Source organism: Stenotrophomonas sp. LC732, assembly GCF_052446685.1.
Classification (GTDB): Bacteria; Pseudomonadota; Gammaproteobacteria; order Xanthomonadales; family Xanthomonadaceae; genus Stenotrophomonas; species Stenotrophomonas muris.
This window is the reverse complement of record NZ_CP199214.1, coordinates 4,311,431-4,326,154: the sequence shown is the minus strand read 5'-3', so window position 1 is coordinate 4,326,154 and position 14,724 is coordinate 4,311,431. Positions and strand designations below refer to the sequence as shown.

Below are 14,724 nucleotides of genomic sequence, written 5' to 3'. Positions count from 1 at the left end.
ACGGCTTTCCCCGGTGTCGGCTTTCCGACACAATCATGGCTCTTCCCGGGTTATCGTCCCGCGGACATGCACGCCTACGTCTATAAAAGCCAACTCAAGCCGGACACCTACGTCTACGTTCCCCGACGCGATGATTTCAGCGCGCTGCCCGCGCCGCTGCTCACCTCGCTGGGGACGCTCGCCTTCGTCCTGGAGGTGGCCCTGGATGCCCAGCGCCGCCTGGCCCAGGCCGATCCTGAAAAGGTCCGCAGCGAAATGAGCGAACGCGGGTTCTACCTGCAGGTACCGCCGTCGGTGGCCAGCCTGATGCCGCGACACTATGACTGACACCTCCCGTCCGCGTGCCCTGTCGATCGCCTTCGCCGTGGGTGCCATGCTGGCGTTGGGCGCTGCGGTGGGCGGTGTGCCGGGTGCCATCCTTGCCGCACTGGCGCAGCCGGCGTTCGCGCTGGGCGTGTCGTGGTGGCGTCGCAGCCGTGCGCTGCTGCCGCTGAAGGTGGTCGCACGCCAGGACCTGCCCGCACTGCTGGCGCTGTGGGCTGCCGCGCCACTGCTGCTGGCGCTGCTGCTGGCCTGGCCGCTGGCGGCCCTGCGTGACAGCGGCAGCCTGGCGGCGGTGCTGGGCCTGAGCGTGCTGGTCAGTGCCGGCCTGCTGGCGGCCTGGCGCACCTGGCCGCTGTGGAACGATGTCGAACGCCTGGATGGCAGCCTGGCCCAGCACTGGCAGGCGCTGGCCGGCCGCGACCTGACCGCCTGGCGTGGTCTTGGCGTGGCGGCGCTGGTGATCGCCTTGGCCGCACTGGTGGTGCTGCCGGCCTGGCCGGGCCTGTTGCCGGACGGCGCACGCTGGCCCGCCGCACTGGCGGTCGTGCTGCTGTCGCCGGCGCTGCACCTGCTGCTGCAGCGGGTCGCGCCCGCGCCGCTGGTGTCGCTGCGCCCCAGCCCGTTCGCCGCTGCCAGCAGCGAACAGGAACCGATGTTCCCCGCTGCGGCCGAAACCGCGCCGCTGGAGGCGATGGCGCCGCAGGAACTGACACCGGCCCTGTATGAGGCCGCGCGCCAGGGCCGCGTCGACCGTGGCCTGCAGCTGCTGCAGGCCGGTGCTGATCCGTATGCGCTGCCGGACCCGAACTGGCGTGACCAGCGCAGCCTGGCGGTGCTGGCGGCGGTGCTGCCGGACCTGCGCCTGCTGCGCGAGCTGATTGCCCGCGGCGTTGATGTGAACGCGCCGCACCGGGGCATGACCCCGCTGCTGGCCGCCACCCGTGACAGCTGGCATGGCCGCCCCGAAGCGGTGATGACCCTGCTCGCCAACGGTGCCGATTCGCGTGCCACCGACAGCGATGGCAACACCCCGCTGCACCATGCCGCACGCAGTTCCGACCCGGGCGTTGCCGCGCTGCTGCGCGATGCCGCTGCCGAAGTCGATGCGCTGAACCGCGAGGGCTGGTCGCCGCTGGCGGTGGCCTGCCAGGTCGGCAACTGGCGCCTGGCCCGCTTCCTGCTCGAGCGCGGTGCACGCAGCGAACCGGCCGACGGCACCCCGGTACTGCTGGCCGCCGCCGCCACCGAGGACGACGATCCGGCCGGCGTGCAGCTGCTGCTCAAGCACAAGGCACGCGCCGACGCGCGTGATCGCCAGCGCCGCAGCGCGCTGCACGAGGCAGCGCTGGCCGGCCACGTGGAGATCATCGGCGTGCTGCTGGGCGCCGGCGCCAACCTGGAAGCGCGCGATGCACTGGGCCGCACGCCGTGGCTGGAAGCCGCCCGTGCCGGCCGTGCAGCCGTGGTCGAGCACCTGCTGCCGCACAAGCCGGACCTGGTCGCGGTGGACGGCGAAGGCCGCAATGCGGTGCAGCTGGCAGTGATGGCCGAGGATGTCTCGCCGCTGCTGATCAAGCGCCTGGTGGAACTGGGCATCGCCGCCGACGCCACCGACCCGGTTGGCCGCCGCGCGGTGGACTATGCGGCCGAAGCGGGCCGCTGGGCGATCGTGGCCTTGCTGGACCCGTCCTATCCGCTGCCGGCAGCCGTCAGTGATGGCCTGGCCGAGCGCGGTGAAGCGGCCAGCGCCAGCGGCCTGTTGCCGGACCGTCCGCCGCTGACCCTGCTGCGCGAAGCGCTGGGCTTCGGCAACACCGATGGCATGGCCGCGCTGGCCAGGCTGTGCCAGCCGGAAGAACTGGGCGGCCTGCTGCTCGATCCGGAGCTGGCCCTGGAGCCGCGCGCGGTCGATTGGCTGCTGGCCCACGGTGCCGATCCCTATGTGCGCGACGCCTGCGCCGATACGCCGATGTTCGCGCTGCTGTCGCGCGGCATCGACGCGGTGCCGGCGCTGCAGGTCATGCTGCAGCGCGGCCTGTCGCCGGCTGGGCGCGGTGGGCTGGCACGCTTCCTGGCCGCCTGCGCACAGCACGACCAGGCCGCCCGCGGCCTGGAACAGTTGGCGCTGGAACTGCTGGAGCGTGGCGCCGATCCGTTCGCCGCTTCGCCGGCCGGTGACCCACCGCTGTCGCTGGCGGTACGCCTGGGCTGGCTGCGCCTGCAGCAGGCCCTGCTCAAGGCCGGTGTCGATCGCGAGGCGCGCGACAGTCATGGCATGACCGCATTGCATCTGGCCACCGCACTGGCCCGCGAAGGCGCACTGAAGCTGCTGGTGCAGCACGGTGCCTCGCCGGAAGCACGTGCCGCCGACGGTCAGACGCCACTGGGCGTGGCGCTGTCGATCGGTCGCCGTGACCTGGCCGACTGGCTGGACTGGCGGGTGTGGCCGCTGCCGCGCCGTACCCTGCGCGAGGCCGATCTGCCGGCCGCTGCGATGGCCGGTGATGTAGACGCCGTGCGCCGCCTGATCGATCTGGGATTTGCCGTCGACGCGGTCGACGCACAGGGCTGCACCGCGCTGCTGCGTGCGGCCGGTGGTGGTCACCTGGCCGTGACCGACCTGCTGCTGGCGCGCGGTGCCGATCCGCAGCACGCCGCTGCAAGCGGTGCGACGCCGCTGTCGGCGGCGGTCAGCATGCGCCAGGTCGACATCGTTTCGGCCCTGCTCGATGCCGGCGCCAAGCTGGAACACCGCCTGCCGGGCGGGGTGACCGTGCTGATGCTGGCCTCGGCGCTGGGCCTGCCGGACATCGTCGCGCGCCTGCTCACTGCCGGTGCCGACGTGCATGCCGGTGACGCGCAGCAGCTGGGCCCGCTGCACTGTGCCGCGCTGTACGGTTTCAGTGCCCGCGACCGCTCGCGCCTGCTGGCCCTGCTCGACACCCTGCTGTTGGCGGGCGCCGAGCCGGACCAGGCCGCCGCCGGTTCGGTCACGCCGCTGCTGCTGCTGCTGGGCGCACGCGCCGAGCCGGGTACCGCCTGCGACGAGCAGGTGGTGATGGCGGCGGTAGAGCGCCTGCTGGATGAGGACGTCAGCCTGGACGTGCGCGATCCGCGCGGCTTCGGCCCGCTGCATCTGGCCGCCCTGCATGGACTGCCGCTGCTGGTGCAGCGCCTGTTGCGCGCCGGTGCCGATCCGGAAGTGCGCGACAGCCTCAACCGCAGCCCGCGCGAGATCGCGGTGATGCGCGGCTTCATCGACGTCGCTGGAGAGTTCGAACCGCGCGTGCCGGGCGTTTCGTCGATGGCGCGGTTCCTGCGCGACAACGGCTGACAGGCCGGGGTCGGATCCCTTTCCAACGGAAAGGGCTCTGACCCAACACCGCGCTGCCGGAATCTGCAGTGGGTAGTGCCGGCCGCTGGCCGGCAACCTCATGAGACCTCCGGGATCCCGAGGCTGCCGGCCAGCGGCCGGCACTACCGGGTCCACCATCGATCGGGTGGGCGCCGTCAGCGCTCCTTGTTGCCGTCGCTTTCCGCGTCGGCCTCGAACAGATGCATCAGGTCGTTGCGTGCGTCGCGCGAGGTCTGGATCACCGCTGCCTCGTCGTCGTACACCAGATACTGGTCGCGCAGCAGCTGCTCATCGTGCTCGCGGAAGCGCTGCACATGGCGTTCGGCCACGTCCGGCGCCACGCCCAGCGCGGTCAGCACGCGCCCGCTCATCTCAAGGCTGGTGCCGAACACTTCGCGGAACGGCTCGGCCGACATGTCCATCAGGCGCCACGCATGCTGGCGGTTGCGTGCACGCGCCAGCACCGTCGCGTCCGGGTACAGCCGGCGCACCATGCGTACCGCGCGCAGGTTGGTCTCCGGGTCATCCACGGTGATCACGAACACATCGATGTGCTCGCCCCCCGCCGCACGCAGCATCTCCGGCCGGGTCGGATCGCCGTAGTACAGCTGGTTGCCGAAGCGGCGCAGGTCGGCAACGGTGTCCGGGTTCGCCTCCAGCGCCACGAACGGCACCTTCTGCGCGGTCAGCAGGCGCGCGATCACCTGGCCGAAGCGCCCCATGCCGGCGATCAGCACCTTGGGCCGGTTGTCCGGCGCCACCTTGTCGGCCTCGGCCGCCGCGCGTGGTGCGGCTTTTTCCTGGCCGAGCAGCTTGAGCAGCGCGATCATCAGCAGCGGCGTGATCGCCATCGACAGGCCGACGATCGCCACCAGCCGGTCGTGGTTGGCGTTGCCCAGCAGGTGCGCGCGCTGTGCCTCGTTGAATACCACGAAGGCAAACTCGCCGCCCAGCCACAGCACGCTGCCCAGCAGCAGCGATTGCCGCGAGCTGAGCCGGGCGACACGTCCAACCGCGTAGAGCAGGCTGAACTTGACCACCAGCAGGATGCCGACACCCGCGGCGATCAGCCACGGCTCGGCGGCGATGCGGTCCAGGTCGATGCCCATGCCCACTGCGATGAAGAACAGGCCCAGCAGCAGCCCCTTGAATGGTTCGATCTGCGCTTCCAGCTCATGCCGGAACTCCGAATCGGACAGCAGCACGCCGGCCAGGAACGCGCCGAGGCTGGGGCTGAGGCCGGCTTCCTGCATGAACCAGGCGGTGCCCAGCACCACCAGCAGGGCGGTGGCAGTGAATACTTCCGGGCTGCGGGTCCGCGCAATGATGCTGAACACCTTGCGCAGCACCGGTCGTCCGCACAGGATCACCACCGCCAGCGCACCCAGCGCCACGGCCGCATCTTCCCAGCGCAGGGTCTCGTTCTTCACTCCGCCCAGCAGGGGGATGGCCGCCAGCAGCGGGATCGCGATCAGGTCCTGGAACAGCAGGATGGCGAACCCGAGCCGGCCATGGTCGCTGTTGATCGCCTTGTGCTCGGACAGCAGCTGCAGGCCGACCGCGGTGGACGACAGCGCCAGCGCCACGCCGACCACCAGCGCGCTCTTCCACTGGAAGTGATCGAGCAGCAGCAGGCCGCCCAGCACCAGCCCGGACAACGCCACCTGCGCCGCGCCGGCGCCGAACACCGAGCGCCGCATCACCTTCAGGCGTGCCGGTGACAGCTCCAGGCCGATCACGAACAGCAGCATCACCACACCGATCTCGGCGGCACCGAGGATGCGGTCGGCGTCCTGCACGAAGCCCAGCCCGTCCGGGCCCAGCACCACGCCGGCCGCCAGGTAGCCCAGTACCGCGCCGAAGCCGAACTTCTTGAACACCGGCACGGCGATGACCGCCGCCAGCAGCAGTACCAGGGCCAGTTCCAGACCACCGCTATGCATGGGAATACCTGGTCATCGGGGGAGCCCGCTGTGCGTCCGTTCGGATGGGGGAGGGCGTGGCGAGCGCCACCACGACATTATGCGCGCCGGCCTGTGTATGCACGAGAACAACCGGCCGGGCGGGAAACCAGCGCGGGGCGCCCAGGTTGACCTGCATGGCCCACGGGTCCAGACTGCCCGCCGCTGGCGGCGCGTCCGTTGGCATACGCATCCCGGAGTCCCCAACCCATGTCCAGCGACAGTAGAAGTCGACCTCGTTCGACGCCAGCGATGGCCACCGCCTGACACCGGGACGGTTTGCCTGCGTTGGCGTTGCGCGAGGTCGCATCCCCACAAGGCAAAACCGATGAACCAGAAGCAATTGCTGCGCCCGGTGGCCGATGCCGCCGCACTGGCCGCACCGCTGGCGAACTACAACACCGCCGACGCGGTGGAATTCCTCAACACGCTGGACCTGACCCGCGCCGCGGAAACGCTGGCTGCGCTGCCGTTGCCGCGTGCAGTGAAGATGCTCGAAGCGCCGGAGCTGCACCGCAGCGGTGAGCTGGTGGCCGCACTGCCACCCGCGCGGGCTGCGGCGCTGCTGGGCCTGATGGCCGACGACCGCGCCACCGACATCGTCCACGAGCTGGATGAGGAAGAGCGCGCGCGGTTGATCCCGCTGCTGGGCACCGACGCCCGCCAGGTCATCCAGAAGCTGCTCAGCTACCCGCCGAACACCGCCGGCGCACTGATGACCACCGAGTACGTGGCGGTGCCCGCCAGCTGGACCGTGGCGCAGACCCTGCAGCACATCCGCCAGGTCGAGCGCACCCGCGAGACGGTGTACGCGATCTACGTGCTGGAGCCGGCCAGCCAGCAGCTGCAGCAGGTGGTGACCATGCGCCGGCTGATCACCGGCCTGCCCGAGGAATCGATCCTGGACGTGGCCCAGGTCAATCCGCCGGTAACAGTGGATGCGCTGATGGACCAGGAAGAGGTGGCACGGCTGATCCGCCGCCACGACCTGCTGGCGATTCCGGTGGTCGACGCGCAGCAGCAGATGCTCGGCATCGTCACCGTGGACGACGTGCTCGATGCGCTGATCGAGGAATCCACCGAGGACGCGCACAAGTTCGGCGGCATGGAAGCGCTGGACAAGCCGTACATGCAGATCGGCTTCTTCGAGATGCTGCGCAAGCGCGCCGGCTGGCTGAGCGTGCTGTTCCTGGGCGAGATGCTGACGGCCAGCGCGATGCAGCACTACGAGGACGAACTGGCGCGCGCGGTGGTGCTGACCCTGTTCATCCCATTGATCATGAGTTCGGGTGGCAATTCCGGCTCGCAGGCCACCTCGCTGCTGATCCGCAGCCTGGCACTGCGCGAACTGCGCCTGCGCGACTGGTGGAAGGTGGCCCTGCGCGAAGTGCCGACCGGCATGGTGCTGGGCGCCATCCTCGGCTGCCTGGCCATCGTGCGCATCGTGATCTGGCAGCTGGGCGGCCTGCACGACTACGGCGAGCACTGGATCCTGCTGGCGATCACCATCGGCGCCGCGCTGGTGGGCATCGTCACCTTCGGTTCGCTGTCCGGCTCGATGCTGCCCTTCATCCTGAAGCGGCTCGGCTTCGACCCGGCCAGCGCCTCGGCCCCGTTCGTGGCCACCCTGGTGGATGTGACCGGCCTGGTGATCTACTTCAGCATCGCCGCGATGATCCTGCACGGCACGCTGCTGTAACAAAACATGCACGCCGGGGTCGGATCCCTTCGCGCAGCGAAGGGCTCTGACCCCGGATATCCGCAGCAGGGGTCGGAGCCCTTTCCTGCGAAAAGGGCTCCGACCCCGCCTCCGACCCCATCGCCACGGAATTTGGGTACCGTAGGCCCATGAGTACCTACCACCTGCAGTCCGTGTTCCGTCCGCAGTCGCTCGCGGTGATCGGCGGCAGCCCGCGCGAGCGTTCGGCCGGGCGCGCGGTGATGCGCAACCTGCGTGGCACCGGCTTCCCCGGCAAGGTGGCGTGGATCAATCCGCGGCATGCCGAGATCGATGGCATCCGCACGGTCAAGCGGCTGAAGGACCTGGACTGGGTGCCCGACCTGGTGGTGATCACCGCACCAGCGGCGATCGTGCCGCAGGTGGTGCGCACTGCCGCCGAACGTGGCGTGCAGGCGGCGATCATCCTCACCGCGCACCTGGGCGAAGGCCCCGGTTCGTTGTCTGCACAGGTAGAGGCGGTGGCGCGCAAGCATGGCCTGCGCATCCTCGGGCCGCATTGCCTGGGCGTGATCGCGCCGCACGCGCGGCTCAATGCCAGCATCGCCGCACATTTTCCGCAGGCCGGCGACCTCGCGCTGATCTCCGAATCCTCGGCCATTGCCGCCGCGCTGGTGGAATGGGGCGTGGCGCGCTCGGTCGGGTTCTCCGCCGTGGTCTCGCTGGGCGATACGATGGACGTCGACTTCGGCGACCTGCTCGACTACTTCGCCACCGACTACCGTACCCGCGCCATCCTGCTCTACGTCGAGCAGATCAAGGACGCGCGCAAGTTCATGTCGGCCGCGCGTGCCGCCGCCCGCGCCAAGCCGGTGGTGGTGGTGAAGTCCGGCCGCGCCGAGCGCGTGCAGCCGGGCAGCCGCGATACCCATGTGCAGGCCCTGGCCCGCGCCGATGATGTGTACGGTGCGGCCTTCAACCGCGCCGGCCTGCTGCGCGTCGGTGCGCTGGACGAGCTGTTCACCGCCGCCGAATCACTGGGGCGGCTGGGCACCTTCCCTGGCCGCCGCCTGGCCATTCTCAGCAATGGTGGCGGCGTCGGCCGCCTTGCCGTGGACCAGCTGATCGCGCTGCGTGGCACGCTGGCCACCCTGTCCGACAGCACGGTGCAGAAGCTCGATGCGGTATTGCCACAGGGCTGGTCGCGCAGCAATCCGGTCGACATCGTGGTCGACGCCGATGGTGACCGCTATGCCGCGGCCATCGAAGCGCTGCTGGCCGACAACGAGAACGACGCGGTGATGGTGGTCAACGTGCCGACCGCGTTCACCTCATCGGCGGACGCCGCGCAGGCACTCACCCGCACGCTCGGCCTGCGCCCGCGCCACCACCGCGACAAGCCGGTGTTCGCGGTGTGGCTGGGCAACGACGACCAGGCCACCGCCACGCTCAACGCGGCGCGGGTGCCGACCTATCCGACCGAGGCCGAAGCCGTACGTGGCTTCCAGCATCTGGTGCGCTACCGCGAAGCGCAGAACGCGTTGATGGAAACGCCGCCCAGCCTGCCGCAGGACTTCAGCGTCGACACGGCCGCCGCGCGCGCACTGGTCGATGCCGCGCTGGCCAACGGCCAGCAGTGGCTGGACCCGCTGGCTACGCATGAACTGCTCAAGGCCTACGGCATTCCCTCCGCGCCGGTGATGCATGCGCGTGATGCGCACGAGGCGATGGACCTGGCGCAGCCCCTGCTGGAACGCGGTGCCACGGTCGCGCTGAAGATTCTCTCGCCGGATATTCCGCACAAGTCGGAAGTGGATGGTGTGCGCCTGAACCTGTCCACGCTGCCGGCGGTGCAGAGCGCGGCCAACGCGATCCTGTCGCGCGCACGCCAGCTGCGGCCGGATGCGCGTATCGACGGCCTGCTGGTGCAGCCGACCATCGTGCGTCCGAAGGCGCGCGAGTTGATTGTCGGCATCGCCGATGATGCGACGTTCGGCCCGGTGATCGTGGTCGGTCGCGGCGGCACTGCCGTCGAAGTGATCAACGACAAGGCGCTGGCGCTGCCGCCGCTGGACCTGCGCCTGGCCCACGAGCTGATTGGCCAGACCCGCGCCTCGCGCATCCTCAAGGCCTACGGTGACGTGCCGGCGGCTGACGAGCGCGCACTGGCGCTGGCGCTGGTGAAGCTTGCACAACTGGCCGCCGACATTCCCGAAGTGCGTACGCTGGACATCAACCCGTTGCTGGTCGACGGCAAGGGCATCCTCGCCCTCGACGCCCGCGTGGCGGTGGCGCCGTCGCGCATCCTGCACAAGGGCCGCGGCCATCCACGTTTCTCGGTGTTCCCGTACCCGAAGGAGTGGGAGCGCACCATCGAACTGTCCGATGGCGGCCGCGCCTTCGTGCGCCCGGTGCGGCCGGAGGACGACGCGCTGTTCCGTGCGTTCTTCGCCCGCGTCAGCGACGAGGACCTGCGCCTGCGCTTCTTCCAGTCGGTGAAGCACTTCAGCCACGAGTTCATCGCGCGCCTGACCCAGCTCGACTACGCGCGCTCGATTGCGCTGGTGGCGATCGAACCGCGCAGCGGCGAGATGCTGGGCGCGGTGCGCCTGCATGCCGATGCGGATTACCACCGTGGCGAGTACGGCATCCTGATCCGCTCGGACCTGAAGGGCCACGGCATCGGCTGGCGGCTGATGGCGATCATGATCGAGTACGCCAAGTGGCTGGGCCTGGACGTGGTCGAAGGCCAGGTGCTGCGCGAGAACAGCACCATGCTGGCGATGTGCCAGAGCCTGGGCTTCAAGACGAAGCTGGACCCGGACGACCCGACGGTGATGATGGTGACCCTGCCGGTGCAGCAGGTCGAGGTGCCCGACGTCCCGCCGGTGGCCTGATTCCTGTAGAGCCGAGCCTACGCTCGGCTGCCTTGCATCACACGGGCACGCCTGAGCCGGGCATGGGCTCGGCTCTACAGCTTCAACGCATCGGCTCCACCACCACCGCCGTGCCATAGCACAGCACTTCGGTCAGCCCGGTCATCACATCGGTGGCGTCGTAGCGCATGCCGATGATCGCGTTGGCACCCAGCTGCCGCGCATGCTTGACCATGTCGCGGTAGGTTTCCTCGCGGGCCTGTTCGCACAGTTCGGTATAGATGGTGATGTTGCCACCGAAGAGCGTCTGGATACCGCCGAGGAAGTTGCCGACGATCGAGCGCGAGCGCACGGTGATGCCGCGCACCACACCGAGGTTGCGCACGACGCGGTGCCCAGGCAGCTCGAAGGCGGTGGTGACCAGCGCATCATCGAAGCGGAGCGCGGGTGGGGTGGGGGTGCCGCTGTTGTAGGGGTCTGCCATGGTCGCGTCCGTATCGCTGCCTTCTGAGAGTCGAGCCATGCTCGACGGGCCGTGCAGCAGTCGAGCATGGCGCGACCCTACAACGCAACCGCCTGTTGCGGCATGGTTCCGTCACCGTGCTGGCCCGACAATACCCCCATGACCGACCGTATTCCCCTGCTGCTGCTGCCCGGCCTGCTCAACGATGCCGAGCTGTGGCGCGCGCAGCTGGCCGACCTGGCCGACATCGCCGACTGCACAGTAGGCGACCAGACCCGTGGCGAGACCCTGCAGGCGGTGGCCGAGGACGTGCTCGCACAGGCACCGGAGCGCTTTGCGCTGGCCGGTTTCTCATTGGGCGGCTTCGTCGCCCAGCAGATCCTGCGCATTGCGCCGGAGCGCGTGCTGCAGCTGGCGCTGATCGATACCTCGATCCACGCAGATTCACCGGAACGTGCCGAGCAGCGCCGCAGCCAACGTGCCAGCGTGCGCCTGCCGGGGAAGTTCCACGGCTTCGGCGATGTGCTGATGCGCAGCTACATCGATGCGTCGCGGCTGGATGACTACGTGCTGGTGCAGCGCGTGCGCGACATGACCGCCCGCCTGGGCGCGGACGTGTTCCTGCGCCAGAGCGCGCTGGAACGCCGCGATGGCCATGATGTGCTGGCCGGCTACCGCGATCCGCTGCTGATCGTGTGCGGCGCGAACGATCGCATCACGCCGCTGGCGGTGAGCGAGGAAATGCACGCGATGGTGCCGCACTCGCAGCTGGTGGTGGTGCCTGACTGCGGGCACCTGGCACCGATGGAGAAGCCGGACGAGGTCAGTGCGGCGATGCGTGGGTGGTTGCTGCAGGCGCGACACTGACCGGCTCGATGGGGGCGTCGTTCCAGCCCATCCGGTTGTAGAGGTGGTAGCGCAGAACGCCGATACGCTCATGCAACATCACTTCGATCAGCAATAGATTGAATGTGGAGGGCAGCCACCCCCGGGTGGCACGGAGGCGGTCGCTGGGCAGGCCCTCGGCCACGACGCCGAAGTGACGGAAGTAGATCAGGCTCCGCGTGAGATGCAGGCCCGAGGTCACCAGCACCACCCGCGGGCTGTTGCGCCCGATGATCCCACTGCTGTTTCGGGCGTTCTGCCAGGTGTTCCTGCTGGCACGCTCGCGGACAATCCTCTCGGTGGGCACGCCCAGCGCAATCAGTTCGCGTGCGTAGACATCGGCCTCAGCGACATCGCCCTTGGCAGTGACGCCTCCGCTGGCAAGCACCGTACAGACCTCCCGCGTGCGATCGCATTCGTGGTAACGCTGTGCTGCCCTCATCAGGCGGCTGTAACCGGCCAGCCCGGGCCTGGAGCCCCGGGCATCGTGGTCGATGCCGGCACCCAGTACCACGATCACAGTGCGCGGATGAAGTGCACCGTGATCAGTGACAGAAGGGGTGCCCTGCGCGCGATCCAGCAACCATTGCGTGACCGGGGCGCTGGCACTGGCTGCCATGGCCAGCGGAAGCGTCGCCAGAAACGCAGCACTGCGCAGACGGCGTTTCCAGACCAGCACGCTGCATGAAAGCAGCAGGAGAAGTGTCAGTGTCAGCATGGTGGTCCATGAGGAAAGTTTGAAAGAATTCCGATGGCGTAGCGCATTCGTTGCCTACATGCTGGATGCCATGGATCTGAAGCGACTGTCACTCCCGGCCCGATGTGCTGCCATCGTAGGCGGAATCATGCTCGCGGTGGCTGCAGGGCATCTGCTGGGTGGCTGCTTTCCGCAGTTCTTCGTACAGATCCATCAGCGGATGCAATAGCTCGCGGGTCCTGCATGCTGACGCCTGAGGTCTCCAGTCAGGCGTAACAGGACGCTGGAATACATCCGTTCAGGTGTTGAATGCGACAGATGGAGGAAGGCGATGCAAAGCTTGAAGTCCCGGTTTGGGCTGAACGCAGGTCCACACGCCATGGACCGGCCTGAGCTTGGGGAACGCTCGATGCTAGGTCTCATTGCGGCAACGTCGCCCCACCAGCTGCCTTCATTCACCGCAGCGTTGGACGCGGCGATATCGCAGTGGATGAGCAAGGCGAAGGACGAATCCTTCGGTGGCTTGGAGCAGGAGCTGGCGCGTCTGCATGCCTTGAAGAGCGTGACCTCAGCGTTGGGCAGCGCCGAGGTAACGCTGGCCTGCGACGCATTGAGTGACTGTCTCCGCTCGGGTACAGAAGCGTACGCTGTGCGGCGGCGGGCATGCGCGTTGGCACTGTCCGCGCAGCGTCTTCTGCATCGTGCGACGGCGCATTTCCGGATGGAAGGAGGCTGACGTGCACCAGCCCTGTGTGTGCTCGCAGGCTTCCGCACCGGCAGCATTGCTGCAGGCAGCCCGTGCGCTGGAGATGCACCGCCTGGCCTGGCTTCTGTCGTGCCTTCAGGAGCCACGCGCCAGCGGGTTCCGGGTCCTGCTGCAGGTACTGGTGGTGCTGTGGTGCTGGCAGTGGGTGGATGGCCCGCAGCCGGTTCTGGCCAATGAGGCGGCCCGCGTGCTGCCGGTGGCCGTTGCCCTGCTCGCGGTATCCGGGACATGGGCACTTGTTGCAAGGCTCTGCATGGAGCGCTGCCACCGCTGGTGCGATGGGGTAGGCCTTCTGCTCAGCCTGGCAATGGTTGCGATCCAGGTGGACGCGGCGTTCATCCTGCTGATGACGCTCAATGCAGCCCTGCCTTTCCTCGTGATCTCCGCGACCGCGGTGTATGGCCGCAGGGCAATTGCTCCCGCGATTGCATCGACTGCGCTGGCATTGCTGTGGGCCGCGCCTGAAGGCTACTGGGTCTCTCGGCCCGCCTACCTCGCCTACGCGCTGGCATTGACGATCCTGTTGCCGCTGGTAGCGGCGTTGCTGGTAGCCGCGATGCGTGACATAGCGCTGCGTGCCATTGCTTCGCGTGAGGCGCAGGGCCGATTCGTCAGTACGATGAGCCACGAGCTGCGGACGCCGCTGAACGCCATCATCAGTGGGATCCAGCTGCTGGAAGTGGGGACGGCAAGTACGGCCCAACGGCATGCACTGGCGACGGTCGCAACGCAGGCGCAGGCGCTCAGGCACCGCATCGATGATGTACTGGACGCAGCCAGCATCGATGGTGGCCGGCTGCAGTTGCGGCTTCATCCTTGTTCGCTGCGGTCGATCATTGAAAGCGTGCAGGCGACCTGCATGCCGGCTGCCGCCGACAAGGGCGTACTTCTGCAGCTGGATGGGAGTGAGCCCGATGTCTGGATGCTGGCAGACGGCGGACGTATCGAACAGGTGGTGACCAATCTTGTCTGCAATGCCATCAAGTTCACCCCGATGGCGGGCGAGGTGTCGGTATCCATCGTTGCGGTCCGATCGGGTGACGACTGGCAGGTTCAGATCGAGGTCTGCGATTCCGGCACGGGGATCGAAGCCGCGGACTTGGAGATGATCTTCTCGCCGTTCGTACAGCTCAGCCAAGGTGAGGCACGCTGCGAGCAGGGTGTCGGGCTGGGGCTGTACATCGTGCGGCTGATTTCCGATGCCATGGGTGGGACGATCAGCGTGAGCCGCAATGAAGCAGGCGGTGCCTCATTCGCGTGGCGCTTCACGGTGGCCTCAACCACGGAGGTGGACCCTCTTCCTTCCCTTGAAGAACTTCTTCAGTCACACGCAGCGTCGGTGCGACCGCTGCACTGCCTGCTGTTCGAGGACGTGGAAACCAACCGTGACGTGGTAGAGCGCCTGCTGCAGAGCGCCGGTCATCGCCTCAGCTCCCGCCACGATGGTCACGACGCGCGCGCAGTAATCGCGGCAGTCGAGCCTGATGTGGTGCTGCTGGATCTGCACATGCCCGGCTGCAGCGGATGGGAGGTGCTGGAGTCGCTAGCCAGGGACCCCGGCGCGCCACCGGTTCTTGTAATGAGCGCGGATACGCGGGTACAGGTGATTGAAAGAGCGCGTGCGCTGGGGGCTGCCGGTTTTCTATGCAAGCCACTGGACATCCACGACGTGCTGGATATGTTGCGCGGTGTTGCCGAGCGCTGACCGTCCGGCAGGTG

General features: G+C 68.3%; 11 protein-coding genes. 8 read left to right on the top strand and 3 right to left on the bottom strand.

Going from position 1 to position 14,724, the window contains the following annotated elements:
* Positions 1–66: 66 nt before the first annotated feature.
* The gene (locus ACT6SE_RS20395; protein WP_014648833.1) at positions 67–327 is read left to right on the top strand and encodes a YcgL domain-containing protein; all 261 of its coding nucleotides are present in this window, start codon (positions 67–69) and stop codon (positions 325–327) included.
* Positions 320–3,658 carry an ankyrin repeat domain-containing protein gene (locus ACT6SE_RS20390; RefSeq protein WP_032960601.1) on the top strand — a complete coding sequence of 1,113 codons (3,339 nt, stop codon included), beginning with the start codon at positions 320–322 and terminating at the stop codon, positions 3,656–3,658. The genes ACT6SE_RS20395 and ACT6SE_RS20390 overlap by 8 nt, the downstream gene beginning before the upstream one ends.
* 176 nt (positions 3,659–3,834) lie before the next feature.
* On the opposite strand, the gene ACT6SE_RS20385 is transcribed toward ACT6SE_RS20390, so the two are convergent.
* A complete protein-coding gene (locus ACT6SE_RS20385) occupies positions 3,835–5,622 on the bottom strand; it encodes a monovalent cation:proton antiporter-2 (CPA2) family protein (RefSeq protein WP_046433183.1) in 1,788 nt (595 codons plus the stop codon).
* 346 nt (positions 5,623–5,968) lie between these two features.
* Here ACT6SE_RS20385 and mgtE point away from each other — a divergent pair, with 346 nt between their 5' ends.
* Positions 5,969–7,339 (top strand): magnesium transporter, encoded by a 1,371-nt coding sequence (gene mgtE / locus ACT6SE_RS20380; protein WP_014648829.1) that lies wholly within the window; start codon positions 5,969–5,971, stop codon positions 7,337–7,339.
* A 149-nt stretch (positions 7,340–7,488) separates the two neighbouring features.
* A complete protein-coding gene (locus ACT6SE_RS20375) occupies positions 7,489–10,215 on the top strand; it encodes a bifunctional acetate--CoA ligase family protein/GNAT family N-acetyltransferase (protein ID WP_088375393.1) in 2,727 nt (908 codons plus the stop codon).
* 82 nt (positions 10,216–10,297) lie between these two features.
* Here ACT6SE_RS20375 and ACT6SE_RS20370 read toward each other — a convergent pair whose 3' ends face one another.
* The gene (locus ACT6SE_RS20370) at positions 10,298–10,678 is read right to left on the bottom strand and encodes a YbjQ family protein (RefSeq protein ID WP_014648827.1); all 381 of its coding nucleotides are present in this window, start codon (positions 10,676–10,678) and stop codon (positions 10,298–10,300) included.
* A gap of 138 nt (positions 10,679–10,816) precedes the next feature.
* Between ACT6SE_RS20370 and ACT6SE_RS20365 the strand changes: the two genes are divergently transcribed.
* On the top strand, positions 10,817–11,524 hold the full coding sequence (locus ACT6SE_RS20365; protein WP_046433177.1) for an alpha/beta fold hydrolase: 708 nt from the start codon (positions 10,817–10,819) through the stop codon (positions 11,522–11,524).
* Here the strand turns inward: ACT6SE_RS20365 and ACT6SE_RS20360 are convergent.
* Entirely contained in the window at positions 11,481–12,161 is a 681-nt protein-coding gene (locus tag ACT6SE_RS20360; protein ID WP_230548428.1) for a YdcF family protein, read from the bottom strand. The two genes, ACT6SE_RS20365 and ACT6SE_RS20360, sit on opposite strands and share 44 nt — an antisense overlap.
* On the opposite strand from ACT6SE_RS20360, the gene ACT6SE_RS20355 reads away from it, so the two are divergent.
* The 3 genes from ACT6SE_RS20355 (at position 12,133) to ACT6SE_RS20345 (ending at position 14,710) form a co-directional block, all read left to right on the top strand.
* Positions 12,133–12,468 (top strand): hypothetical protein, encoded by a 336-nt coding sequence (locus ACT6SE_RS20355; protein WP_230548427.1) that lies wholly within the window; start codon positions 12,133–12,135, stop codon positions 12,466–12,468. The genes ACT6SE_RS20360 and ACT6SE_RS20355 overlap by 29 nt on opposite strands.
* 150 nt (positions 12,469–12,618) lie before the next feature.
* On the top strand, positions 12,619–12,975 hold the full coding sequence (locus tag ACT6SE_RS20350; RefSeq protein ID WP_444811047.1) for a hypothetical protein: 357 nt from the start codon (positions 12,619–12,621) through the stop codon (positions 12,973–12,975).
* A 1-nt stretch (position 12,976) separates the two neighbouring features.
* On the top strand, positions 12,977–14,710 hold the full coding sequence (locus tag ACT6SE_RS20345; protein WP_049406828.1) for an ATP-binding response regulator: 1,734 nt from the start codon (positions 12,977–12,979) through the stop codon (positions 14,708–14,710).
* Positions 14,711–14,724: the final 14 nt, after the last annotated feature.

What these genes read in the sequence shown, in the direction of transcription:
- ACT6SE_RS20395 (WP_014648833.1), top strand. Translation starts at nt 67, where the DNA reads ATGCACGCCTACGTCTATAAAAGCCAACTCAAGCCGGACACCTACGTC.
- ACT6SE_RS20390 (WP_032960601.1), top strand. Translation starts at nt 320, where the DNA reads ATGACTGACACCTCCCGTCCGCGTGCCCTGTCGATCGCCTTCGCCGTG.
- ACT6SE_RS20385 (WP_046433183.1), bottom strand. Translation starts at nt 5,622, where the DNA reads ATGCATAGCGGTGGTCTGGAACTGGCCCTGGTACTGCTGCTGGCGGCG.
- mgtE (WP_014648829.1), top strand. Translation starts at nt 5,969, where the DNA reads ATGAACCAGAAGCAATTGCTGCGCCCGGTGGCCGATGCCGCCGCACTG.
- ACT6SE_RS20375 (WP_088375393.1), top strand. Translation starts at nt 7,489, where the DNA reads ATGAGTACCTACCACCTGCAGTCCGTGTTCCGTCCGCAGTCGCTCGCG.
- ACT6SE_RS20370 (WP_014648827.1), bottom strand. Translation starts at nt 10,678, where the DNA reads ATGGCAGACCCCTACAACAGCGGCACCCCCACCCCACCCGCGCTCCGC.
- ACT6SE_RS20365 (WP_046433177.1), top strand. Translation starts at nt 10,817, where the DNA reads ATGACCGACCGTATTCCCCTGCTGCTGCTGCCCGGCCTGCTCAACGAT.
- ACT6SE_RS20360 (WP_230548428.1), bottom strand. Translation starts at nt 12,161, where the DNA reads ATGGCAGCCAGTGCCAGCGCCCCGGTCACGCAATGGTTGCTGGATCGC.
- ACT6SE_RS20350 (WP_444811047.1), top strand. Translation starts at nt 12,619, where the DNA reads ATGGACCGGCCTGAGCTTGGGGAACGCTCGATGCTAGGTCTCATTGCG.